The 24,136-nt window shown below is 65.1% G+C and carries 22 protein-coding genes and 1 pseudogene; 3 read left to right on the top strand and 20 right to left on the bottom strand.

What is annotated here, in order from left to right; translation table 11 throughout:
- The first annotated feature begins 26 nt into the window (after positions 1-26).
- Complete coding sequence (locus tag RY1_RS08285) at positions 27-902, top strand: HhH-GPD family protein (RefSeq protein ID WP_072803032.1); 876 nt, start codon at positions 27-29, stop codon at positions 900-902.
- An 8-nt stretch (positions 903-910) separates the two neighbouring features.
- Here RY1_RS08285 and RY1_RS08280 read toward each other — a convergent pair whose 3' ends face one another.
- Positions 911-1,717: an alpha/beta fold hydrolase gene (locus RY1_RS08280; protein ID WP_072803031.1), complete on the bottom strand. Its 807-nt coding sequence runs from the start codon at positions 1,715-1,717 to the stop codon at positions 911-913.
- A gap of 5 nt (positions 1,718-1,722) precedes the next feature.
- Positions 1,723-2,460: an alpha/beta fold hydrolase gene (locus RY1_RS08275; RefSeq protein ID WP_072803030.1), complete on the bottom strand. Its 738-nt coding sequence runs from the start codon at positions 2,458-2,460 to the stop codon at positions 1,723-1,725.
- A 68-nt stretch (positions 2,461-2,528) separates the two neighbouring features.
- Here RY1_RS08275 and mhuD point away from each other — a divergent pair, with 68 nt between their 5' ends.
- Positions 2,529-2,837: a mycobilin-forming heme oxygenase MhuD gene (gene mhuD / locus RY1_RS08270; RefSeq protein ID WP_072803029.1), complete on the top strand. Its 309-nt coding sequence runs from the start codon at positions 2,529-2,531 to the stop codon at positions 2,835-2,837.
- Positions 2,838-2,843: 6 nt separating this feature from the next.
- Here mhuD and RY1_RS08265 read toward each other — a convergent pair whose 3' ends face one another.
- The 4 genes from RY1_RS08265 to RY1_RS08250 form a co-directional block, all read right to left on the bottom strand.
- Positions 2,844-4,331 (bottom strand): diguanylate cyclase domain-containing protein, encoded by a 1,488-nt coding sequence (locus RY1_RS08265; RefSeq protein WP_245819540.1) that lies wholly within the window; start codon positions 4,329-4,331, stop codon positions 2,844-2,846.
- Positions 4,332-4,349: 18 nt separating this feature from the next.
- Positions 4,350-6,629: a putative bifunctional diguanylate cyclase/phosphodiesterase gene (locus RY1_RS08260; RefSeq protein WP_084727251.1), complete on the bottom strand. Its 2,280-nt coding sequence runs from the start codon at positions 6,627-6,629 to the stop codon at positions 4,350-4,352.
- A 182-nt stretch (positions 6,630-6,811) separates the two neighbouring features.
- A complete protein-coding gene (locus RY1_RS08255; protein WP_072803027.1) occupies positions 6,812-7,480 on the bottom strand; it encodes a DsbA family oxidoreductase in 669 nt (222 codons plus the stop codon).
- A gap of 93 nt (positions 7,481-7,573) precedes the next feature.
- Positions 7,574-9,160, bottom strand: coding sequence for an MFS transporter (locus RY1_RS08250; RefSeq protein ID WP_072803026.1), 1,587 nt, complete (start codon positions 9,158-9,160; stop codon positions 7,574-7,576).
- A gap of 202 nt (positions 9,161-9,362) precedes the next feature.
- On the opposite strand from RY1_RS08250, the gene RY1_RS08245 reads away from it, so the two are divergent.
- Positions 9,363-10,538 carry a lipase family protein gene (locus tag RY1_RS08245; protein WP_245819539.1) on the top strand — a complete coding sequence of 392 codons (1,176 nt, stop codon included), beginning with the start codon at positions 9,363-9,365 and terminating at the stop codon, positions 10,536-10,538.
- 161 nt (positions 10,539-10,699) lie between these two features.
- Here RY1_RS08245 and RY1_RS08240 read toward each other — a convergent pair whose 3' ends face one another.
- The 14 genes and pseudogenes from RY1_RS08240 to folE all read right to left on the bottom strand — a co-directional run bounded on the left by RY1_RS08240 (position 10,700) and on the right by folE (position 24,072).
- Positions 10,700-13,240, bottom strand: a complete 2,541-nt coding sequence (locus RY1_RS08240) for an ATP-dependent Clp protease ATP-binding subunit (protein WP_072803025.1) — start codon at positions 13,238-13,240, stop codon at positions 10,700-10,702.
- A gap of 333 nt (positions 13,241-13,573) precedes the next feature.
- Positions 13,574-15,091 (bottom strand): lysine--tRNA ligase, encoded by a 1,518-nt coding sequence (gene lysS, locus RY1_RS08235; protein WP_072803024.1) that lies wholly within the window; start codon positions 15,089-15,091, stop codon positions 13,574-13,576.
- A gap of 273 nt (positions 15,092-15,364) precedes the next feature.
- Positions 15,365-15,820: a rhodanese-like domain-containing protein gene (locus RY1_RS08230; protein WP_072803023.1), complete on the bottom strand. Its 456-nt coding sequence runs from the start codon at positions 15,818-15,820 to the stop codon at positions 15,365-15,367.
- On the bottom strand, positions 15,817-16,401 hold the full coding sequence (locus tag RY1_RS08225; RefSeq protein ID WP_174565351.1) for a cysteine dioxygenase: 585 nt from the start codon (positions 16,399-16,401) through the stop codon (positions 15,817-15,819). The genes RY1_RS08230 and RY1_RS08225 overlap by 4 nt, the downstream gene beginning before the upstream one ends.
- Before the next feature lie 115 nt (positions 16,402-16,516).
- Complete coding sequence (locus tag RY1_RS08220) at positions 16,517-17,317, bottom strand: type III pantothenate kinase (protein WP_072803021.1); 801 nt, start codon at positions 17,315-17,317, stop codon at positions 16,517-16,519.
- 2 nt (positions 17,318-17,319) lie between these two features.
- On the bottom strand, positions 17,320-17,751 hold the full coding sequence (gene panD / locus RY1_RS08215) for an aspartate 1-decarboxylase (protein WP_072803091.1): 432 nt from the start codon (positions 17,749-17,751) through the stop codon (positions 17,320-17,322).
- Between the two features lie 221 nt (positions 17,752-17,972).
- Positions 17,973-18,866, bottom strand: a pseudogene (panC, locus tag RY1_RS08210) (pantoate--beta-alanine ligase); the annotation flags it as partial.
- A complete protein-coding gene (locus RY1_RS08205) occupies positions 18,863-19,777 on the bottom strand; it encodes a Rossmann-like and DUF2520 domain-containing protein (RefSeq protein ID WP_072803020.1) in 915 nt (304 codons plus the stop codon). The pseudogene panC and the gene RY1_RS08205, both read right to left, overlap by 4 nt.
- Before the next feature lie 167 nt (positions 19,778-19,944).
- A complete protein-coding gene (locus RY1_RS30075; protein WP_072803019.1) occupies positions 19,945-21,084 on the bottom strand; it encodes a DUF6779 domain-containing protein in 1,140 nt (379 codons plus the stop codon).
- Positions 21,085-21,187: 103 nt separating this feature from the next.
- Positions 21,188-21,655, bottom strand: coding sequence for a DUF3180 domain-containing protein (locus tag RY1_RS08195; protein WP_072803018.1), 468 nt, complete (start codon positions 21,653-21,655; stop codon positions 21,188-21,190).
- Positions 21,652-22,170 (bottom strand): 2-amino-4-hydroxy-6-hydroxymethyldihydropteridine diphosphokinase, encoded by a 519-nt coding sequence (gene folK, locus RY1_RS08190; protein WP_072803017.1) that lies wholly within the window; start codon positions 22,168-22,170, stop codon positions 21,652-21,654. The genes RY1_RS08195 and folK overlap by 4 nt, the downstream gene beginning before the upstream one ends.
- Positions 22,167-22,544, bottom strand: a complete 378-nt coding sequence (gene folB / locus RY1_RS08185) for a dihydroneopterin aldolase (protein ID WP_072803016.1) — start codon at positions 22,542-22,544, stop codon at positions 22,167-22,169. Before folB ends, folK begins: the two co-directional genes overlap by 4 nt.
- The gene (gene folP, locus RY1_RS08180; protein WP_245819538.1) at positions 22,541-23,413 is read right to left on the bottom strand and encodes a dihydropteroate synthase; all 873 of its coding nucleotides are present in this window, start codon (positions 23,411-23,413) and stop codon (positions 22,541-22,543) included. The genes folB and folP overlap by 4 nt, the downstream gene beginning before the upstream one ends.
- Positions 23,410-24,072 carry a GTP cyclohydrolase I FolE gene (gene folE, locus RY1_RS08175; protein WP_245819549.1) on the bottom strand — a complete coding sequence of 221 codons (663 nt, stop codon included), beginning with the start codon at positions 24,070-24,072 and terminating at the stop codon, positions 23,410-23,412. The genes folP and folE overlap by 4 nt, the downstream gene beginning before the upstream one ends.
- Positions 24,073-24,136: the final 64 nt, after the last annotated feature.

Here is a 24,136-nt window from a genome sequence, read left to right as displayed (position 1 = left end):
GTTCTTCGAAGAGTTCTAGGAGACATGTGCCGATCGACACGGCCGCACTGCTCGGGTGGTTCGACACCGAGGAGAGAGACCTACCCTGGCGTCGACCCGGTGTCAGCGCATGGCAGATCTTGATGAGCGAGATCATGCTGCAGCAGACGCCGGTGTCCCGAGTCGCGCCGATCTGGCAGCAGTGGGTCGAGCGTTGGCCGGTGCCGTCGAAGATGGCTGCGTCCTCCCAGGCCGACGTGCTGCGCGCGTGGGGCAAGCTGGGATATCCGCGTCGGGCGTTGCGGTTGCACGAATGCGCAGGCGTACTCGCCGCCGAGCACGGCGACGTCGTCCCGCGGGATGTCGAGACGCTGCTCGGGCTGCCAGGGATCGGGGCGTACACCGCGCGGGCCGTCGCATGCTTCGCATATGGGCAGAGGGTTCCCGTCGTCGACACCAATGTTCGACGCGTCGTCGCGCGGGCAGTGCACGGCGCCGCCGAGCCCGGCAACCCGTCGACCACACGCGATCTGGCCGACGTCGAGGCCGTGCTTCCGCGCACCCGCGCGCGGGCTGCACGATATTCGGCGGCATTGATGGAGCTCGGTGCGTTGATCTGTACGGCGAAGAATCCGGCGTGCCTGCTGTGTCCGCTGCCGGAGTGCTCCTGGATCGAGGCAGGCAGACCCGCACACACCGGCCCGGCGAAGAAGGTGCAGAAGTTCGCGGGCACCGATCGTCAGGTGCGCGGCAAGCTCATGTCGGTGCTCCGGGACAGCGACGGCCCCGTCGAGCGCGCGACACTGGACACCGTGTGGCTCAGCGATCCAGGCCAGCGCGATCGCGCATTGGATTCGTTGCTCGTCGACGGCCTGATCGAGCAGACTGCTTCGGGCTTGTTCGCCCTCGCCGGGGAGGGATAACGGGCTGGTCAGCGGAGAAAATCGATCAGCACCCGATTCACGACGTCGGGGCGTTCGAGGTAACCGAAGTGCCCGGTATCAGCGATCTCCTCGTATCGAGCGCCTGGAACTGCCTGCGCGACTTCGCGGCTCAGATGCACGGGAATGAGACGGTCGTCGGCGAAACCCACGACGAGCGTCTTCGCGACGATCTTCCGGTACGCGGTGAGGCGGTCGGCACCGGCACGCATCTCCAACCCGATCTGCGCACGCCTCCCCGCGCTACGCTCGCCGCCCGAATACTCCATGACGGCCAACCAGTCACCGATCGCGTTCTCGTCGCGGAGGGTCGCGGGCGAGAAGTTGTTCATGGCGGTGATTGCGGCACGGTAGGTCGGCGGCAACGTGATCCCGGCGTCGTACAGGTCGCGCTCTCCCTTCGACATTGCTTTCTGCATCGTGGACGCGCGACCGTAGGTGGCCATCATGACGGCATGCGAGACCAGATCGGGGCGCGCGAGCGCAAGTTCCTGCGTGACGCGCGCACCCATCGACGTCCCGACGACGCGAGCTCGCATCCCACCGAGGTGTTCGATGAGCGCTGCGGTATCGGCGACGAGGTCGTCGAGAACCATTCCGGCGGCGCCCCCGGACGAGGACCCGATACCGCGATTGTCGAAGGTGACCACCGTGTACCCGGCCTGCACCAGTGCGGGCACCTGATGGGTCTGCCACACTCGGCCGGGACTACCCGTTCCCATCACCAGCACCACGAGCGGGCCGCTGCCTTTGACGTCGTAGTTGATATCGATTCCATCGAGTCTGGCCACCGGCATTCGCGTCACTGTAGTCGGCCGAGGAACTCCTCCACTGCGCGCCGGTAGACCTGCGGCTGCTCGTCGTGCACCAGATGCGCTGCGCCCGAGACCCTGACGTGAGTCGACATGGGGTTCCTGGCGTGCATCTCGGCCATCTGTCCCGGTGGTGTGATGCCGAACTCACCCTCGATCAGCAACGAAGGACATCGCACGCTGTCCCACTCATCCCAGAACGCCCGCGTGCCCCATTCCTGCGAGATCGCCTCGAAGGTCGAGATGTCGCCGTGCAGGTACCACCCGCCGTCCCGGCGCTCGAAGGAATCCAGAAAGTACTGCCCTGCAACATCTCCGAAGAATTCGCGCACAGCATCCTCGTCGGCGAACGGCTGCGGCCACTGCCGAATCATCGCCGCCCAATCGTCGGCCGTCCGGCCACGAAAGTCGGGCGCGATGTCCTCGACGACCAGGCCGGACACCAGATCGGGTCGCTTCGACGCCAGACACAGCCCGTGCAGCGAGCCCATGGAATGGCCGACGACGATCGATGGCCCGAGACGCTCGGCGTGCCGTTCCAGATCGGCGACGAAGGCCTCCGTCGTCGGATCGGCAGGCGGGGGCCTGCGATGACCGGGCGCGTCGTAGCTGTGGACATGGCCGTGCTGTCGTAACCAGGGCACCTGACGACGCCACGTGCACGCGCTGCCCATCAGCCCGTGCAGGAGCAGAATCGACCTACCCGTCCCACCTTCGTCGTACAGCACCGTTCCGACTGTATCGGGTCCGCGCGCAGCGCCACCGTTGATCAGGCGGCCGGGGTAGCCTGTCGGGCATGGCAGTCGTGAAGATCAATGCAATCGAGGTCCCCAGTGGCGCAGGCGCCGAGCTGGAGAAGCGTTTCGCCGCGCGCGCAGGCGCCGTCGAGAACTCCCCCGGTTTCCTCGGATTCCAGCTCCTGCGTCCCGTCAAGGGCGAGGATCGTTATTTCGTGGTCACCCAGTGGGAGACCGAGGAGGCGTTCCAGGAGTGGGCTTCGGGTCCCGCCAAGGCCGCGCATGCCGGAGAGCGCGCCAAGCCGGTGTCCTCGGGAGCATCACTGCTCGAATTCGAGGTCGTACTCGACGTCGCAGCCAAGGGCTGATCGCACTCACCTGTGACCGTGTTCGGTGCGCACCACGTGCGCGCCGAACACCGAGAACCCGGACGCTCCAGTTCTTTTCGCAACATACATCGCCGAGTCCGCTCGGCGTATCAGGTCGTCCGCATCGGCTTCGAAGCGTTCGTCGAGCGCCACGCCGATACTCGCCGACACAGTGATGTCGTATCCGTCGATATCGAACGGGTCGGCGAGTTCGGCGAGTATCCGCCTGGCCAACCCGACCGCATCGGACCCGCGGTGCAGTACGACGAACTCGTCACCGCCGAAGCGGGAGACCGTGTCTCGCGCACCGGCAGCGCCGGCGAGGACATCGGCGACGACTTGAAGCGTGCGGTCACCGACCGAATGCCCGAGGGTGTCGTTGATCATCTTGAAGTTGTCCAGGTCGATCACGAGAAGCGCTATGGGGTACGGGTTCCCGTGAGTCTTCACGTCGTCGATCCGCTGGCGAACGAGCACCCGATTGGGAAGCCCGGTCAGCGGATCGTGCAAGATCCGCCGGCGCAGTTCGTTCTCGAGGTCATGCCGCAGAACCGCTGCCGAGACTACACCGGCGACGGTCTGCAGAAATGCCAGCTCGCCGTCGTCGAAACCCCTTGTCTCGCTGCCGTACACAGCCAGAACACCCCAAGCCTCGCCGATGCCTTCGATCACGACGGCCGCTCCGCTTCGCACATTTCTGGCATGCATGAACTCCGTCGGGAACCGTGTTTCGGTGTCTCGATCGGCGCACACGATCGCTTCCCCTGCCTGGAGCGCGGCCGCCGCATGCGATCTGCGGGCGAGCGAGATCGGGGGCGGCGATCCGTCCGGCCCGGAGTACGCCACGGCGATCAGCTCGGATCTGTCCGGAAACGCCGGTTCGAATATCACGGCACACTTCATTCCCATCAACGACAGCGCCGCGTCCGTCGCCGTCCTCATGACCTCGGATGAGCTCGCGGTCAATGCGATTCGGCTCAGGTCCGCCACTGCGCGCTGCTCCCTGGCGTGCGCGTCCGCCGCGACCGCAACTTCGAACAAGCGGCGCTCGCGGTCGAAACGACCGGAAAGATCACGGCACACGAGAGCCACCATCGCGGTCGCCGCATGCCGTCCCGTGACCACGTACGCCGATACCCAGACCGGTATCGGCTCGTCGTGACGAAGACTCATCAGTTCGACGTCGCCGGTCCACACGCCGCTCGCGACGGCGCGAGAGATCGGCCCGTCCTGCGAGTCGACAGTGCCGAATATCCAGTCGGCAGCGTTGTTCACCGCGCTCACATCGGGTGCCCCGACCATTTCCAGTGCTGCGTCGTTCACATACGAGACACGGCCGTCCGACCCCCGTAGACACATCGCGTCGGGGGATCGGTCGGCTGTGGCGGCGAACTCGGCCACCCACTCCTCGACGAACGGATCCACTGCCCTGCACTCTCGCTCACCAGCACTCGAATCCCCCGATGGATCGTGGTGCACATCGCTTCGTTCCACGTCTGAACGCTTCCGCAGTTATCGCCAGGGGGCTGCCGATCCGAGAATCTCTGTACGCGAGTCGATTTCGATGCGCTCGATGAGTGCTTCCAATTCCTCCGCGGGAACCGGGCGCCCGATGTGAAAGCCTTGAGCCCCGTTGCACCCGAGCACACGAAGCCGATCGAGTGTCTCCTCGTCCTCGACGCCCTCTGCGACGACCGACATTCCGAGACTGCGTCCGAGCTCGATCGTCGAACGCACGATGGCCGCATTGGTCGGCTGGTCGGTCATCGCCGTCACGAAGGACTTGTCGATCTTCAGCGTCTGCACCGGTAGGGATCGCAGGTAGGCCAGCGAACTGTATCCGGTGCCGTAGTCGTCCACCGCGATCGAGGCTCCGATGTCTCGCAGTGCGATCAGCGAATCCACCGATCGTCGCGGATCGGTCATCGCCGAGGTTTCGGTCACTTCGAATTCGACTGCGGAGGACGGAACGTCATGCCGTTGGAGCGCAGCCTCCACCTGCTCTACGAGAGTGGGGTCCACCAGATTGCGCACCGAGAGATTGACGGACACCGAGATCATCACGCCGCGTCGACGCAGGGCGCTGCAGCAGGCGAGGGCATCCTCGAGCACGTAGGCGGTGATCGCCGGGAGCATCCCGGTCTGCTCCGCATCGGGGAGGAACGACGACGGGGCAATCAACCCTTCTCTGGGATGTTGCCATCTCAGCAACGCTTCGACACCCGTCACCCGGCCGGTCCGCAGATCGAGGCAAGGCTGGAAATGGACCCTGAGCTGGCGTTGAAGGACAGCCGTTTCGAGTTCGCCGAGCAAGCGCATCTGCTCGTGTCGATCGCTGTCCATCGACGGCGCGTAGATCGACACACGGGTGTGGCCCGCTTTCGCCGCGGTCAGAGCGACGTGTGCATGTTGCAGCAACGCACCCGCGTCGACCGCTGGAAGCTTCGACGACTGCACGACACCGACGGTCGCTTCCAACGAGACGTTGATGTCGCGGACGAACATGGTCCGGCTCACCGACCGCTGGAAGTGCTCGGCGCATTCGACCGGCGTCAACGGCATCCGCTCGACGGGGATGGCAACGACGAACTGATCGCCGCCGAGACGCCCGACGACGGCGTCCGTGACGGTCGCCGCTACCAGCCTTTCGCCGATCTCGCGGAGCACACTGTCGCCGACCGGATAGCCGAACGTCTCGTTGATGTGCGCGAACCGATCGATGTCCACGATCAGCACAAGAATTCCCTCGTCACCGGATTCGGCGAGCGCTCGGTCCAGCAGCTCGCCGATACGCCGTCGGTTGGCGAGCCCGGTGACGGAATCCGACATCGCCACCGACGTCAGCAACACGGCCTGGCGCCGCATCACCGCCAGGAAGCATGCCATTCTGGCGGCGACGAGGACGACGACGAGCATCGACGCGCACATGACCACCCATCCCCACTCGGACACTGCGACACCGCGCGCGAGTTCGACGCCCATCACGATGGGGGCCATCAGGATCGCCGCGCTCAGCCCGAACAACCGCGTCCGATCGGAGAAGAGCTCTATCCCCTCGCTCGTCTTCGGCGACAGATTGGGAGCCGGGTGCAGCGCCGACGACGCCAGCAGCACGTAACCGCACAGCCACAGAGCGTGGGCGACGACAGAGCGTTCCACTTCGGTTCCGACCACGCCTGCGTACGTGAACCACCCTGCGGTCGCGAACGAACAGAACGCCGCCACCAGCATGATGAACGGCGCAGTCCGATGCCGGTTGGTCAGCCAGACGATCAGGGTCAGAGCGACGAGGAAACCGTCACCGGTGATGTAGAGAACGGCCGTCCAGTTGTGCAGAAACACGCCGGAACCGAGCGAGACGTCGGCGTGGTGGCCGATGACGAATATCCAGGACACGAGTCCGACGCCCGTCGCGACGATCATGGCTTCGAGTGCATCCTCGATGCGGACGATCCGGCCCTTGCCGTCGTGACCGGCGAAAACAGCTGCGATGAACGCAGCATGGCCAAGCAGAAACAGTGCGTCCACGGGCGATACGACGGGACTGGGGTGTCCACCGATCTGACGAATCCCGACCACGACATCGCCGGCGAAGCAGGCGACGAAACCCGCGGCGAGAAGCATCGACGTCACGGCGTTCCGGGGAGAGCGTGCACGGCCACGAGCCAGGTACGCCGCCAGCGATACGCAGGCGACAAGCAGGTACACGACCACCCGGGCCGAGCCGTCGGGCAGCAGTAGATACCCCGCCACGCCGGCGAACCCCACTATCAGGAACCTCGACCAGGCCATTGTTTCGGGTGAGTCCTTCCTGGTCCCCCAACCCTCGCGTCCCCTGCCGAACACAAACCGGTTATTTCTACGGTATTCGTTTCCGTTACCGCACTGGATTGGTTCGATATTCAAGGATTGCAGACTCCAGGAACGAACGGACGCTCAGGTCCCCCTTGTGGACGGTTTTCTCGGGCCGTCGCCTACCGTCGGTCGCCGTCGAGTTCCACGAATCCGCGGTCCAGCAACTGGGCGAAAACCTCGACCTGTTGCGCGCCCGATACCACCATTCGGCGGTCCGCCACGAAGAACGGAACACCGCTGACCTGCACTTCTCGGGCCAAGGCAAGATCGGATCGGACCTCGTCGGCCCCCTCACCGCGGGCCAACGCGTCGGACGCTCCTTTCACGCCTGCGCGCTCGGCCAGCTCGACCAGGACGGAGATGTCGTCGACGACGCGGCCCTGTGTGAAATGCGCCACGAAAAGTGACGACAGGACCTCGTCGCCGAGACCCTGCGCGCTCGCGATGTGCACGAGACGGTGTGCGTCGAAGGTGTTCGCGGCGATGACGGTGTCGAAATCGATGGTCAACCCATCCGCTGCGGCGACGCCTGCGACCCGCTCGAACATGACCGCGACCTGCTCCGCCGGCAAGCCCTTCATACGGACGAGCGCGTCGAGTTCTCGCTCGCCGGATCCGACCGGCGTCTCAGGGGAGAGCTGATACGACCGCCAGGTCACCTCGACTCGATCGCGACGGTCGAACTCGGCCAGCGCTGCCGCGAACCGAGTCTTCCCGATGAAGCACCACGGGCACGCGATGTCGGACCAGATCTCCACCTGCAGGACGGACGAATTCGTAGAAGTCACGAAGCAGTACAACCGATTCCGGGGCCGGGCTGTTCCCCGCTCGCGTGATCATGCACGTCTTGCCGGTGCGCTGTCTTACCGGTGCGCTGTCGATCAGCCGACCGACTGCGATCGCCGCGCGTCGATCGAGTGATACTGCGCGAGCAGCCTTTTTTCCTCGTCGTGTTTGGGGAATGCGAAGAACACCAGGACCGCGCCTACGAGGACCACGAGTATGGCGGCGGCATAGGACTTCTGGTCACCGTCGAGGAAGGCCTGCTTCGCCGCCCCGATGATCTGCTCGGAGTACTGCGGATAGCGCGTGGCCAGGTCGGCGGCCGAGGAGAACGACTTCGTCAGCACCGATTGCGTCTCCGCGCTGATGCTGCTTGCATCGGGTGAGCTCGCGATCTGCGACGTGAACGACGCCGCGTACCCAGCCGTCAACAACGCACCGAGCGTGGACTGCATGATCGCGCCGCCCAGATCCCGTTGCAGATCGGCAGTGCCCGAGGCCATTCCTGCACGATCGACGGGAACTGCACCGGTGAGCGAACGGGATGCAGGTGTGCCCGCCAACCCGACACCGATTCCCAGAAAGACGTAACTGAGGGCGACGACCCAGTACGAGACGTCCTCCTTCCAGGTCAGCCATGCCAGCACCAACCCGACGACGATGAACACGTAGCCGAACAGCAGCGTGAACCTCGACCCACGCGACTCGACGAGCTTGGCCGATTGCGGGGCGACCAGAACCATCGCGATGGCGGCCGGCAGCGTCGAAGCGCCCGCCGCCAGCGTCGAATATCCGAGCACGTTCTGCAGGAACTGCTGGCCGACGAAGATGACGCCCATCAACGATCCGAACACGATGATCCCGGCCAGAGCAGCTACCCAGAACGTACGACGCCGGGCGACGCTCAAGTCGTAGAGCGGGAACCGGGCGCGGCTCTGCCGAAAGACGAACACCGCGCCCGACGCGATCGCGATGGCGCCGAGGCCGATCGCGAGTGTCCCCATCCCGTCCACCGGCGCGAAGTTGATGCCGAGCACCAGGGCTGCGATGAACACGACCGAGACCATGCCGCCGAAGTTGTCCACCGGATCGGTCGTTTCGTTCACGTGCGACGGGACGAGCACGATCGCCAACACCAATGCGAGTACCGCGAGCGGAGAGGTCACGATGAACACCGAGCCCCACGCGAACTTCTCGAGCAACGCACCGGACAACAGCGGCCCGAGGGCGGACAGCGCGCCGCCGAGGGCCGACCACAGCGCAATGGCCTTGGTCCGCGGTGCACCGGCCCACAGCGCAGTGATCAATGCCAACGTCGTCGGATATGCCAGACCGGCCGACAGGCCCCCCACCAACCGTGCGCCGAAGAGCACCTCGAAGTTGGGTGCGAAGCCGGCGACGATGCACGCCGGAATCGACAGCGCCATTCCGAGTACGAGAAGCAACTTGCGCCCGTACCGGTCACCGATTGCACCGAGGTAGAGAACCGAGGCGGCGAGTCCGAGCGAGTACGCGACGGCGATGAGATTGAGTTGGGTCTGGCTGGCGTCGAAATCTCTCCCGATCTCCGGCAGCGCTACGTTGGCCACCGCCAGATTCAAGTTCGCCACGGCAGCAACGAGGATGAGAACGAACAGCACCAGCCCGGCGCGCGCAGGCACCGAACCCTTCTCGACGGTAGTCACAGGCGTCAGTAAATCTCAGCCTGCCGGTATGCGCCTCACCTTTGGCGTGCGAACTGTCGGCCCACCGCGTGCGTGCGAACTGTCGGCCCACCGCTTGAATGCGAACTGTCGGCCCACCGCTTGAATGGTTCATTCATACGATCAGATAGCTTCGGAGCGCCATTCAAGCGGCGCGTGCCCGGAGGCGCTAGCGTGTGCGACCGTGAGAGGCCTTCGCATCGCCGTCCCCTGCGCACTCGTCGTCCTGCTGCTCTCCGGAACTCCTGCACATGCCGACCCGTTGGCCGACTTCTACTCGGCGCCGGTACCGGACCTCCCGACGCACTCCGACGGCGAGATCGTCCGCCGCATCCACGTCGGACCGCCCCTCGGTGAAGGGTTGGGACTCGACATCGAACGAATCCTCTACCGATCCACCGACACACACGGCGATCCCATGGTCGTCTCGGGCTACACCATGACCCCGCAGGCGCCCTGGCCCGGGCCGGGACCGCGTCCGGTGATCGCCTACGCACCCGGTACCTCCGGCATGGCCGACCGATGCGCGGGGTCGGCCGTCCTCGGTACCGTCGGATCCTCACCTGCGGTTCTGCCGTTGCTGCTTGCCGGCTATTCCGTCGCCGCTACCGACTATCGGGGACTCGGCACACCCGGCGGGCACACCTACCTCAACCGCACGGACGCCGGAAACGCTCTGCTCGACGTCGCACGAGCCGGGGTCGGGAGTTCGGCAGCCCCAGTCGTGCTGTTCGGATACTCCGAAGGCGGGCACGCTGCGGGGGCTGCGGCAGAGCTCGCCGCGTCGTACGCGCCTGAGCTCGATATTCGTGGGTCGTACGTCGGGGCGCCGCCCGCCGACCCGTCGCTCAACGTCGACAATCTCGACAACACTCCCCTTGCCGCGGCCCTGCTCTACGCCGCGGGTGGGTTGATCAACGCCTACCCGGAACACGCAGAAGACATTGTCGCGGAGCTGAATCCGTCGGGCCGAGCTCTACTCGATGCATCCCAGAATTGGTGCTCGACCGACCTTGCCGCCACCCGCACAATCCATTCGGCCGAACTCACTGCCGACGGCCGCCCTCTCGGCGACCACCTCCGACAGGAGCCAGCCGCGTCGTTGATCGCCGAGAACACCGTCGGCCACGTCGCGCCGAGTGCACCGGTCATGCTGTCGCAATCGGTGTCCGACGACACGGTGCCGATCCACCAGAGCCGCACTCTTCGAGACAGTTGGACGGCCGCGGGCTTCACCGATCTCACCTACATCGAATACCCGATCCCCACCGTCCCGGTCCCTGGCGCCAACCACGCACCGGGTGGGCTGATCGCCTACACCGACGTGATGCCGTGGATCGCGGGACTGCTCGCGCGCTGACGGCTCGCGCATCCCTTCGCTTGAATGTCGCCTTCAAGCTATCTGAACGTATGAATGGACCATTCAAGCGATCATGTTGCGGCACAACCACACCGTGGGTCGGACACACCGAAGCGGGCCGCACCCTTTCGGATGCGGCCCGCTTCGGTGAAACTTACCGACTACTCGCTGTCGCTGTCGCCTGCGGCCTTTGCCAGGTCGACGGGCAGCTCGTCGGGCACGCTGATCGGCTTCTTCTCGCCGCGGAACGTGAACTTCGCGTCCTCGCCCTGGCCTTCGCCGTCCCAGTTCTCGACGTCGACGAGGATGATCTGTCCGGCTTCGATCTCTCCGAAGAGAATCTTCTCCGACAGCTGATCCTCGATCTCGCGCTGGATGGTGCGACGCAATGGCCGCGCACCCAGGACGGGGTCGAATCCACGCTTGGCCAGCAGAGACTTGGCCTTCTCGGTGACCTCGATCGCCATGTCCTTGTTCTTGAGCGCACCTTCGACTCGGTTGAGCATGAGATCGACCATCTGGATGATCTCGTCTTTGGTGAGCTGGTGGAACACGACGATGTCGTCGATACGGTTGAGGAACTCCGGACGGAAGTGCTTCTTCAGCTCGTCGTTGACCTTGAGCTTCATCCGCTCGTAGTTCGAGCCGGTGCCTTCACCCGAGGAGAAGCCGAGGCCGACTGCCTTCGAGATGTCCGAGGTACCGAGGTTCGAGGTGAAGATCAGCACGGTGTTCTTGAAGTCGACCGTGCGTCCCTGGCCGTCGGTGAGACGACCATCTTCTAGCACCTGCAGGAGCGTGTTGTAGATCTCCTGGTGTGCCTTCTCGATCTCGTCGAACAGCACGACGGAGAACGGCTTGCGACGGACCTTCTCGGTGAGCTGGCCACCCTCTTCGTAGCCGACGTATCCGGGAGGAGCACCGAAGAGCCGCGACGCGGTGAAGCGGTCGTGGAACTCGCCCATGTCGATCTGGATGAGTGCGTCGTCCTCGCCGAACAGGAAGTTCGCCAGCGCCTTCGAGAGCTCGGTCTTACCGACACCGGACGGGCCGGCGAAGATGAACGAACCGGACGGACGCTTCGGATCCTTCAGGCCTGCACGCGTACGACGGATGGCCTTGGACACTGCCTTGACGGCCTCGACCTGTCCGATGATGCGCTTGTGCAGCTCGTCTTCCATACGGAGCAGACGGGTCGTCTCCTCCTCCGTGAGCTTGAAGACGGGGATGCCGGTCCAGTTTCCGAGGACCTCGGCGATCTGCTCGTCGTCGACCTCGGCAATGACGTCGAGGTCACCGGAACGCCACTGCTTCTCCCGCTCGGCGCGCTGCTGAACCAGCTGCTTTTCCTTGTCGCGCAGGTTCGCGGCCTTCTCGAAGTCCTGCGCGTCGATCGCAGATTCCTTCTCCCGGCGTGCGTCGGCGATCTTGTCGTCGAACTCGCGCAGGTCTGGCGGCGCGGTCATCCGGCGGATGCGCATCCGCGCGCCCGCCTCGTCGATGAGGTCGATTGCCTTGTCCGGCAGGAAGCGGTCGTTGATGTACCGGTCGGCCAGCGTGGCAGCGGCCACGAGGGCACCGTCGGTGATCGAGACGCGGTGGTGAGCCTCGTATCGATCGCGCAGACCCTTGAGGATCTCGATGGTGTGCTCGACAGTCGGCTCGCCGACCTGCACGGGCTGGAAACGACGCTCGAGCGCTGCATCCTTCTCGATGTACTTGCGGTACTCGTCGAGGGTGGTGGCACCGATTGTCTGCAGCTCACCACGTGCGAGCTTGGGCTTGAGGATCGAGGCCGCGTCGATAGCGCCCTCGGCCGCGCCCGCACCCACGAGAGTGTGCAGCTCGTCGATGAACAGGATGATGTCGCCGCGAGTATTGATCTCCTTGAGAACCTTCTTCAGGCGCTCTTCGAAGTCACCGCGGTAACGGCTGCCTGCGACCAAGGATCCGAGGTCGAGTGTGTAGAGCTGCTTGTCCTTGAGCGTCTCGGGGACCTCGCCGTTGACGATGGCCTGCGCGAGACCCTCGACGACGGCGGTCTTACCGACACCGGGCTCACCGATGAGAACAGGGTTGTTCTTGGTGCGGCGGCTCAGGACCTGCATGACGCGTTCGATCTCTTTCGCGCGTCCGATGACCGGATCCAGTTTGCCTTCGAGAGCAGCCTGAGTCAGGTTGCGCCCGAACTGGTCGAGAACCAGTGACGTCGACGGAGTGCCCGCCTCGCCGCGGCCACTGCCGGACTCCGACGGCTCCTTGCCCTGATAGCCGGACAACAGCTGGATGACCTGCTGGCGTACACGGTTGAGATCGGCTCCGAGCTTGACCAGAACCTGAGCCGCGACGCCTTCGCCCTCGCGGATCAGACCCAGCAGAATGTGCTCGGTTCCGATGTAGTTGTGGCCGAGCTGCAGCGCTTCACGCAGGCTGAGCTCGAGTACTTTCTTGGCGCGCGGGGTGAAGGGAATATGACCGGACGGAGCCTGCTGGCCCTGACCGATGATCTCCTCGACCTGGCTGCGGACTCCTTCAAGGGAGATACCCAGCGACTCCAGAGACTTGGCTGCAACGCCCTCACCCTCGTGGATGAGGCCGAGCAGGATGTGCTCCGTGCCGATGTAGTTGTGGTTGAGCATCCGGGCTTCTTCTTGAGCCAGGACGACAACACGCCGCGCGCGATCGGTGAACCTCTCGAACATCGCTCTCCCTCACTTCTCGGTGGGTGGTAGCACGCACCCACCAGGTCTTTCCAGCACCACAGTAACTAGCAAATCGGGGTCGCTCGGCTTGAAGGTGTCTCACGCCGACGCCTGTGACGTCTGCGCCTTCAGCTTCACTGTAGTTGGCCGGTGGTTCACTTGCCGACCCTCGGTCCCCGTTATCGCCACCGGTTCTCGGTGCCGCGGGTTCCTTATGTGCCTGCTTACCGTTCATAACGCGGGGCCGGGCGATTTCGTTTCCCATTTTCTGTCCGCTGCTGGCGAACAGGCTCGTCAGCTCGCGCTGCCTTGCTCGGTCACGTATCGGCGAGCTCAGACCTGCGGCTTGACGATGGGGAACAGAATGGTCTCCCGGATACCCAATCCTGTCAGCGCCATGAGGAGTCTGTCGACCCCCATACCGGTTCCAGTGGTCGGCGGCATGCCCTGTTCCATGGCGGCGAGGAAATCCTCGTCGAGCACCATCGCCTCGTCGTCACCTGCGGCAGCTTGACGTGCCTGATCCTCGAACCGCTCGCGTTGGATGACCGGATCGACGAGTTCGGAGTAGCCGGTGGCCAGCTCGAAGCCGCGGATGTACAGATCCCACTTCTCGGTGACGCCTGGCTTGCTGCGGTGCTGACGAGTCAGCGGAGACGTCTCGACCGGGAAGTCACGGACGAACGTCGGTGCGAACAGATCGTTGCCGACCTGGTGTTCCCACAGCTCCTCGACGAGCTTGCCGTGTCCGTAGATCGGCTTGCCGTCCTTCCGCGGTACCTCGAGTCCGACCTTGTCCGCGAGCGCGAGAAGCTCTTCGACGGTCGTGTCCGGGGTGACGGTGACGCCGATGGACTCCGACAGCGACGGGTACATCTCGAGCGTCGTCCATTCTCCGCTCAGGTCGTACGTCTCCCCGTCGGGTAGCAACACGATCTGTGTGCCGAGGGCCGCCTGCGCAACTTCCTGGATGAGCTCGCGAGTCATCCTCGCCGAGTCGTCGTACGTCCCGTAGGCCTCGTATGTCTCCAGCATCGCGAATTCCGGCGAGTGCGAAGAATCCGCGCCTTCGTTGCGGAAGTTGCGGTTGATCTCGAAGACCTTCTCGATGCCGCCCACGACGCAACGCTTGAGGAACAGCTCCGGCGCGATACGGAGAAAGAGGTCCGTGTCCAACGCGTTGGAGTGCGTCACGAACGGGCGGGCCGCGGCGCCGCCGTGCAGGGTCTGCAGCATCGGAGTCTCGACCTCGAGGAATCCGCGACGCTCCAGAGCGTTGCGAAGCTCCCGGACGACGGCAATGCGCTTGCGCGCGACGTCGCGGGCCTCGGGGCGCGTGATCAGGTCGAGGTAACGCTGACGGATCCGCGTCTCCTCGTTGAGCTCCTTGTGCGCGACGGGTAGCGGACGGAGCGCCTTCGACGCGATCTGCCACGAGTCGGCCATGACGCTCAACTCGCCGCGTCGGCTGGAGATGACCTCACCATGCACGAAGACGAAGTCACCGAGGTCGACATCGGACTTCCACGCCGCGAGCGCATCCTCGCCGACGCCCGCGAGGCTGATCATTGCCTGGAGCTGGGTGCCGTCGCCTTCCTGCAGCGTCGCGAAGCACAGCTTGCCGGTGTTACGGACGAAGATGACGCGGCCGGCGACTCCGACCAGCGTGCCGGTTGTCGAATCTGCGTCGAGGCTCGGGAACAGGTCGCGGATCTCACGCAGCGAGTGCGTGCGCGCGACGGAGACCGGATAGGCCTCCTGGCCCTGTTCCAGCAACCGGTCCCGCTTGGCACGACGAATCCGAAGCTGTTCCGGAGTGTCGTCGATGATGGGAGAGGCTGCGTCAGTCACAGGCACACACTTTATCTGCCAGGTCCGTCAATCGAAGAACCGGCAATCGAAGACCCCACAAACGCACACGCATTTGCGTCGGACACTGGACAACACCCCACCAACCCCACAAACGCACACGCATTTGCGTCAGATGCGGGACAACACCCCACCAACCCCACAAATGCACGTGCATTTGCGTCAGATGCGGGGCGACCACCCACCAACCCCACAAATGCACGTGCATTTGCGTGGTCGGTAAAGACGGGGGTCGGTAAAGACGGGGTGGGTAGATCAGTGCGCGGTGACGGCCTCTGCTTCACGGACGCAATGCTTGGCCTTGGTGAGCACGCCCAGCAGTCCTGCTGCCTTGAGCCCCTGATATCCGCCGACGAGATCGGTGGCCTTGGTCAGGCCGAGCTCCTGCAACGACGCGGCGGCGAGGCTAGAGGTGTACCCCTCCGAGCAGATGACGATCCATTCGACGTCATGGTCGACTGCGGCAGCGAGACGCGCGTCGCTCGACGGATCGAGCCGCCATTCGAGAACGTTGCGTTCGATGGCCAACGCGCCGGGAAGCGTGCCCTCGATCGCGCGTTGCGCCTGCGGGCGGATGTCGACGACGATTGCCCCGCGGGACACTGCCTCACGGAGCTCGAAGACCGTGAGTCGATCGATCTTGGTTCGAGCGTTCTCCAGGATCTCGACGATGGTCTTGCGTGGCGGGCGGGCGAGTTCGACGTTGGTCATTTCGAGGGTCCTTCAGGCTCGTCGGTGAGCTCGGTGCGGGTTCTTCGAAGCGTCGAGTGGTCGGTCACCTCGTAGTAGGACATGGCGGTCAGCGGCGGCGAATACGCGTGCACGCTCAGCGTCGGGGCCTGCCCGTCGGCAGCGAGGGCCGGAGTGCTGGCCGCGGGAGCACGCATCACGTCGTGGACCCACCCGAGGGGGAACGAGGCCTGGTCCCCCGCGTCGAGTCGCCGTCGCTTGAGTTCGACACCCGCCCAACGATATTCGACGAGCGATCCGCTGAGTACCGTGAGCGCACCGAGCGAACCTGCATGGTCGTGAAGCTCGGTGGAACGATCCGGAACCCAGCTGATGAGCCACACGTCGAGGTCGTCGTCGGCGTGCAGGCGGGTAGACCAACGCTCGTCCGTCGGCCAGATACCGCCACCGGGAAGCAGGTGGTCGAACCGTCCTTCTAGGACCTCCGACGCGCCTTGATCGGTGATGCGAAGCAGGTCGTGGGGTCGCAACCGAGTCGGCAATGACAACTGGGGTGCAGAGCTGGGCGCGGAAGCACCAGTGAATACAGGTGTGGAAAGCACGGGAAACTACTCCAGGGTCGGCAATTGAACGAGGCAGAGGTCAGCCTCGACAACACTCCTGGGGTCCCATGCACATCATCACGAGGAAGATTCTGACACACGCAGCGCGGATACGCTAGCGCGCCCGTCTTTTCGCCAGGTTGCGCTCGTACACCAGACGCAGCCCTTCGAGGGTGAGGTCGGGCTCGTGATGCTCGATCGACGTGCTCTCCCCCATGATCAACGGCGCGCTGTCACCGGTGCCGATAACCGCGACGTCCTTGCCTGCGAACTCGGGCAACTCATGGCGGACGCGTCCGACGAGGCCGTCGACCAGGCCCGCGAATCCGAACACGGCGCCCGATTGCATGCATTCGACGGTGTTCTTTCCCACGACCGACCGGGGACGGACCAACTCGACCTCACGGAGAGCCGCGGATCTCGACGACATCGCCGCCGTAGAAATCTCCAACCCCGGCGCGATCGCACCGCCGAGGAATTCACCCTTGGCGGACACCACGTCGACACACGTCGTCGTACCGAAGTCGACGACGATGCACGCACTGCCGTAAAGATCGTGCGCCGCAAGCGTATTGACGATCCGGTCGGCCCCGACCTCCTTCGGATTGTCCACCAGCAACGGAACTCCGGTTCGCACGCCGGGTTCGACGACGACATGCGGAACGTGTTCCCAGTACCGAGTGAGCATCGTGCGCATCTCCCGGAGCACCGACGGCACGGTCGACAGCGCGGATACACCGGTGATCCGGTCGACGTCCTCACCGAGCAGACCGCGGAGCATCAACGCCAGCTCGTCCGCGGTGACGCGAGGGTCGGTCCGCATTCGCCAGTCACGCAACAAATTCGAATGACCACCGCTACCGGTGAACAACCCCAACGTCATCGACGTGTTGCGGATGTCGATCGCGAGCAACACGATTACACCGATACGGTGTCGGCGCGCAGCGAGCGCGGCGTGATCAGACCGGAACCCTCGGGCGCGTGCGCCGGATCGGTGCCGAGCTCGACCGGCGCATTCTTGCCGTCCACGAACACCACCCGAGGGGCATAGTCCTTGCATTCCTGCTCGTCCATGACGCCATAGGCGATCAGAATGACGAGATCGCCAGGATTGACGAGATGCGCTGCAGCACCGTTGATTCCGATGACGCCGCTTCCACGTTGACCGGTGATCACGTAGGTTTCGAGCCGCGCACCGTTGTCGATGTCGACGATGGTCACCTGCTCACCTTCGAGCAGATCGGCTGCATCCATCAGATCTTCGTCCACCGTCACCGAACCCACGTAATGCAGATCAGCGTGAGTGACGGTGGCGCGGTGGATCTTCGACTTCATCATCGTGCGAAACATGGTGATTCCCTTCAATTCTTCGGATCATCGGACTGTGTACGACCCACTGGTCCCGCAGGCTCCACTCCGCCCACTTCAAGTCGTTCCGCAGGCTCCACTCCCGCCCCCCTGGGTCGTTCCGCAGGCTCCACTCCCGCCCCCCTGGGTCGTTCCGCAGGCTCCACTCCCGCCCCCCTGGGTCGTTCCGCAGGCTCCACTCCGCCCACTTCAAGTCGTTCCGCAGGCTCCACTCCGGCCTCCAGGAAGCCGGTTCCTACAGCCACTCCGACGTTGTCGATCAACCGTGTCGAACCGATCTTCGCCGCCACCAACAGGCGACCGTCCCCGCGTTCGGGAGCAGGCCCCAGATCCACCCCGCGCAGCTCCAGGTAGTCCACTGCCACCTCGGGGACGGCGTCGAGCACCGCCCGAGCCGTCGCCAGGATCGTCTCGGCACCTCCTGCCGCCGCATGCGCACCCGCCACCAATGCAGCCGAGAGCACCATCGCTGCATCACGTTGGGCGCCGTCGAGGTACCGGTTGCGCGAGGACAGGGCCAGGCCGTCCTGCTCGCGCACCGTCGGCACACCGAGGATCTTGGTCTCGAAGTTCAAGTCCCGCACCATCTGTCGAATCAACGTCAGCTGCTGATAGTCCTTCTCACCGAAGTACGCCCTGTGGGGAGCGGCGATCTGTAGCAGTTTCGCCACCACCGTCAGCATTCCGGCGAAATGCGTAGGGCGCGAGGCACCTTCCAGCTCACTGCCGAGCGGGCCCGGATGCACCGTCGTCCGCGGTCCCGTGGGATACATGTCGGCCGCCGACGGCGCGAAGACGATCTCGACTCCCTCGCCGCGCAGCAGCTCCACATCGGCGTCCAGGGTTCGGGGATACGCGTCGAGATCCTCACCGACCCCGAACTGCAACGGATTGACGAAGATCGAGACGATCACCACCGAACCGGCCAGCCGCGCTTGACGCACCAGGTGGATGTGACCTGCGTGCAGCGCGCCCATCGTCGGCACCAACGCCACCGTCTTGCCGACTGCGCGGAGCGCCTTCGACACCGAGCTCACCACCGCCGGATCATGATGGACGGTCAGCTCCCCCGCCTTGTAGCTACCTGCCAGGGTCATTTCTCGCCTTCCAGAAATTCGATCAGTTCGGCACCGGCGCCTATCTTGAGCGCGGAGCGGAGAGACAGTGCGCGATACCCGGTTGCAATTGCCGGGTCGACGGCATTCAACGCTGCCAGATGGTTCTTCACCGCTGCGACGTCCCCGCGAGCCACCGGACCCGTCAAGGCGGACTGACCCCGTCGCAACGCATTGTCGAGTGCGGCCGTCACCAGCGGGGCCAACACGCGGGCGGCGACGTCCGGATCCTTGTCGATCCCGGGAAAACCCTCCCCGTCCAACGCGACCTGCAACGCGTCGACGGCATCGGATATCACGGTGACGAGGTGATTGGAACCGTGGGCAAGCGCTGCGTGATACAGCACCCGATTGCTCTCGGCCACATGCACCGGCTCACCGCCGAGTTCGAGGACGAGCGCCTGGGCGACGGCGTATCCGATCTCGTCCGCCGCAGTGATTCCGAAACAGGCGGAGGACAGGCGATCGGTGTCCTCCGGGTGCCCGGTGAACGTCATCGCAGGGTGAATTGCCAGCGGAATCGCACCGCACGCAGTCAACGGTGCGAGCACCGAGATGCCGTTCGCTCCCGATGTATGTACGACGAGTTTGCCGGGGGCAATTGCACCAGTTGCCGCCAATCCTGCTGCAATGGAAGCAAGTTCGGTATCCGGAACGGCGAGAATCAGCAGCTCTGCTCTGCGGGCGACCTCGTCGACCGGCAGAATCTCGGTGTCGGGGAGGCGAGTCTCGGCGCGCTCGATCGACTCGGCAGAGACGGCTGCACACGCCACGACGACGTGCCCGACACGTTCCAGCGCTTCACCGATCGCAGTGCCCACTCGTCCCGCGGATACGATTCCTACGGTCAAACGGGCAGGGGCCAGATCGGCAGTGAACTCCGATGAGGTCACCGACAAATTCCTCTCGTTCGTTCCAGTCCCGCACGGCGGGTACCAGACGTCCTGAACGAAGGATAGCGGGCCGCGGGCCCGTCGAACACGGCCGCGGGCGGTGATCTATTTCACCGACGCGTATGCGCGAAACCTTCGACGCGTATGCGCGAATCGCAGCGAGAACGTCAGTCCGCGCGTCTGCGGTGCCTGCGAGCCTGCGGTTCGCCGGAGCCGGACTGCAGACCCGCCATGATCTCCGCAACGGAACGGCCGTTCGAATGAGCGCCGGCAGCAGCGTCGTCCTCGGGCTCTGCTCGACGGCGACGCCTCGGCGCTGCGGGCGGCAGGTCCCACTCGGCGGCGGCCTCGGACTGTGTTTCCGGCTCGGGCCGCGATTCTGGCTCGGGCGTGGGTTCTGGCTCAGGCGTGGGTTCTGGCTCGGGCTCGGGCGTGAACACCCGCGTGGGCTCGGGCGTGAGCACCTGCGAGGGCTCGGGCACAGCTGCGCTGGCCTCGCTCTGCGCCTCGGGATAGGCCGCCGGTTCACCGACACGAGGTCCGGACGGCGGCCGTGGCGGTGTCCGACGAGTGCCGACGGTCGGGCGAGCTTGTCTTTCCGATCGAACGCGTGACGGTGCGGCCGAGGTGTAACCGGCGGCTGCAGGATCCTCGCTACCGATCGGCACGTCCGGATACAGCACCGAGGTCTCGGCGGTGACCGGCTCGTCGTACGGAGTGGCGATACCGGCCACGGGTGAGTTCTGGGGATCGACGCCGGGCTGGGACTGCTGCGGCGCGCCGCCGCGCACGTACAGTCCTGACGCCGCAGGTTGATATCCGTCGTAGCCGCGCCCGCCGAGCTCTTGCATTCTGGTCGCCTCGGCGCGAAGCGCGACCCGTTCGGTGGGGAGATTTCCCTCGAACAGCACCTGCAGGTTGTTTCGCAGCTGCGCCAGCTCAGCGCGTAGGGCAGCCACCTCGCTGGTGTCGAGCTGGACCTCGCTGCGTACCCGGGCTTCGACGCCCAACTCGTATTCGCGTCGGGCAGAGATCTCACGTGCGAGCTGCAGTTCGTACACCGTCTGCAGGTCTTTCGCCCTGGTCTGGTCGGCGACTGCCTCACGGCGATATTTCGTCATCGCGAAGGCGCCGACTATGGCGGCCCACAGAGCAGAGACGAGCCCGACGCGTAACCACTGGATGTTTTCGCTGAACAACAGGAGCATACTGGCCGCGATGCCGAACACCACCAGGGCGGCGATGAACAGCTGGCTCGCACTGCGTCGCGGCCTGCGGCCTGCTTTCGCGCGAGTCGGTTCGGTCATGGCACCAAGGGTAGCCGGGAAATCGACGTGGACAGCCCATGCGGGACTGTGGTTCTGCCCAGGACTTGTAACGATTGGACCTTGTGACGCGTACCGAACGGTGTCAGTGCGCGGGCTCGTCGGGTGAGTCTGTGGGCGTCCGACAGCAGTGTTCGAGCCACAATGCTGCGCCGACGAGAACGACGCCTGCCACGAGTCCCACGATCGCTCCCGATCTGTCGGCCGAGGCGGCCCGCACCGTCGACACCATCGGAACGACGTGCAGCAGGAACCCGATCCACACACCTGCCGCGGCGGCCCCCACCAGCGCCGACGCCTTGGCAAGAGCCAAAGCCCTCGCTGCGGTGATCGGGTGGATCTGCGAGGGCCCGTCGCCGATCTGGTGCCCCTCGATCCGGGATCGGATCACGAATGCCAGCACTACCTCGATGAGGGCGACGGGATAGAGCGACGCGCCCGCGTACACCGGAATCGGCGGCAGCGAGCCGTAGAAGACGCGGACCAACAGCCACGTGGCGACGGCGGCGAGCACGGTCAGCGCGACCAGGTCCCACACCCGGGTCGGCTTCACTCGGCGTGCCTCGGTGTGTGAAGTGTCATGTCTGTTCGCCGAACCCCGGCACGGTCCTCCTCGGTCGTGTCGGCGAGCCAGTGCGAGACGGGTCGCACCAGGCCGTCGACCAGCAGCGTCGCATCAGGGTCGAGCTCGAGCCAGGGCACGAGCACGAATGCACGCTCGTGCGCGCGAGGATGCGGCAACAGCAGTTCGGGGTCGGCGCTCACCGCGTCGTCGCACGTGACGATGTCGACGTCGAGGCTTCGCGGACCCCACCGCTGCAGACGCACGCGCTCGGCCGCGGCCTCGCACTCCCGTGCGAAGGCGAGCCATTCCCACGGTCCGCGCTCGACGTCGTCGACTATCAACACGGCATTGAGAAAGTCCTGCTGTTCGACGCCGCCCCATGGCGCGGTCGCGTACACGGACGAGACGGACACGAGGTGCCCGCCCGACGCGGACACCACCGAACGAAGATGCGCGAGCGAATCGCCGACGTTGCTACCGATCGACAGGACGGCGCGGGTCACCGCCCACTTCCCTTCGTCCGACTGCGGTACGCCACCACGGCGACATCGCCGAAGGTCAAGGGAATCGGAGCCGACGGCTTGTGCAGCACCACCTCTACGGCATCGACCCGCTCGTCGGACAGAACGCCGTCGGCGATCTCGGCGGCGACGGTCTCGATGAGATCCCTCGACGGACCCGCGATGATCTGTGCAGCTGCCTCGGCGAGTTCGCCGTAATGCATCGTCAGAGTCAGATCGTCGGTGGCGGCCGCCGGCCGCAGATCCATCCACACGGTGATGTCGACGACGAAGTCCTGGCCGTCGCGCTTCTCGAAATCGAAGACACCGTGATTCCCGCGCACCACGAGCCCGCGCAGCTCGATCCTGTCGCTCATGCGCCGTGCCCCTTGCCCTGCCCTGGTTCTGACCTGGCCCCTGACTGACCCTGCCAGGCTGCGACGACGGCCACGGCGTCGAGCGAGGATCTGGCGTCGTGCACCCGCACACCCCATGCGCCGCCCGCGACGGCGAGAGCGGTCACGACGGCCGTGGCGACCTCGCGGCCCGCGGGCGGACGAGGTGTTCCGTCTCCGCCTGCGAGCAGCGACCCGAGGAAACGCTTGCGCGACGCCCCGATCAGCACCGGCATTCCGAGTTCGACGAACGTCGGGACCGCGCGCAGAAGAGCCCAGTTGTGCTGGGCGTTCTTGGCGAACCCGAGGCCGGGATCGAGCACGATGTTCGACGGGTCGACCCCGGCGGCGACCGCGACATCCACCTGTTCGAGCAGTTCTCGCCTGACGTCGGCGACGACGTCGTCGTACTGTTCGGCGGCGCCTGCGTGGACGTAATCGGACGCGGATCGCCAGTGCATGAGTACCCAGGGAAGCCCGGATTCGGCGACGACCGATGCCATGTCGGGATCGGCGCGGCCACCCGAGACGTCGTTGACGATCGACACCCCGGCCTCGATGGCAGCTGCAGCAACGGAAGCGCGCATCGTGTCGACGCTGGTGGTGATGCCTTCCGCCGACAATGCGGCGATGACCGGTGCCACACGGTCTGCCTCGACAGCGGGCTCGATGCGTTCGGCGCCAGGACGGGTGGATTCTCCGCCGACGTCGACGATGTCGACGCCTGCGTCACGAAGTCGAACACCGTGCGCGAGCGCGGCATCCGTATCGAGGTAGCGGCCACCGTCGGAGAACGAATCGGCGGTGACGTTGAGAACACCCATGACGACGGGTGCAGCGGGAAGGCTCATTTGCGAAGGATGAGATCCAACGCTTCGGACCGAGACGCGGCGCTCGACTGGAGCAATCCGCGGACCGCCGACGTCGTCGTGCTCGCCCCCGGCTTGCGAATACCGCGCATCGCCATGCACAGGTGCTCGGCCTCGATGACGACGATGGCGCCGCGCGGATCGAGTTTGCGCATCACTGCGTCGGCGATCTGGCTGGTCAGACGTTCCTGAACCTGCGGACGCTTGGCGTAGAGGTCGACGACGCGAGCCAACTTGGACAGCCCGGTGACCTTGCCGCTCTTGCCAGGGATGTAACCGACGTGCGCGACACCGTGGAACGAGACGAGGTGGTGCTCGCACGTGGAGAACATCGGGATGTCGCGGACGAGAACCAGCTCCTGATGTCCCTCGTCGAACGTCGTGTTCAACGCCGAATCCGGATCGGTGTACAGCCCGCCGAAGATCTCGCGATACGCGCGTGCGACGCGAGCGGGCGTATCGACCAGGCCTGGGCGGTCCGGGTCCTCACCGACTGCGATGAGGAGTTCACGGATCGCCGCTTCCGCACGCGGCTGGTCGAACGCCTTGCCGGTTGCGACGGCAACGACATCTCCGGCACCCGTACCGTCGTTGTTGTTGTTGCTGTTGCTGCCTGCAGCCGCTATGCCGTCTTCGTCCATCTGCCTGACTGACACCAAGATCGCACCTCCGTTGACGGGGCAACGATGCCCCGAGCATTGTCCG

The organism is Rhodococcus yunnanensis NBRC 103083, assembly GCF_001895005.1.
In the GTDB taxonomy this organism is placed as follows: domain Bacteria; phylum Actinomycetota; class Actinomycetes; order Mycobacteriales; family Mycobacteriaceae; genus Rhodococcoides; species Rhodococcoides yunnanense.
Note: the sequence above shows the minus strand (reverse complement) of the source record. Positions and strands in the feature narration are given on the sequence as shown.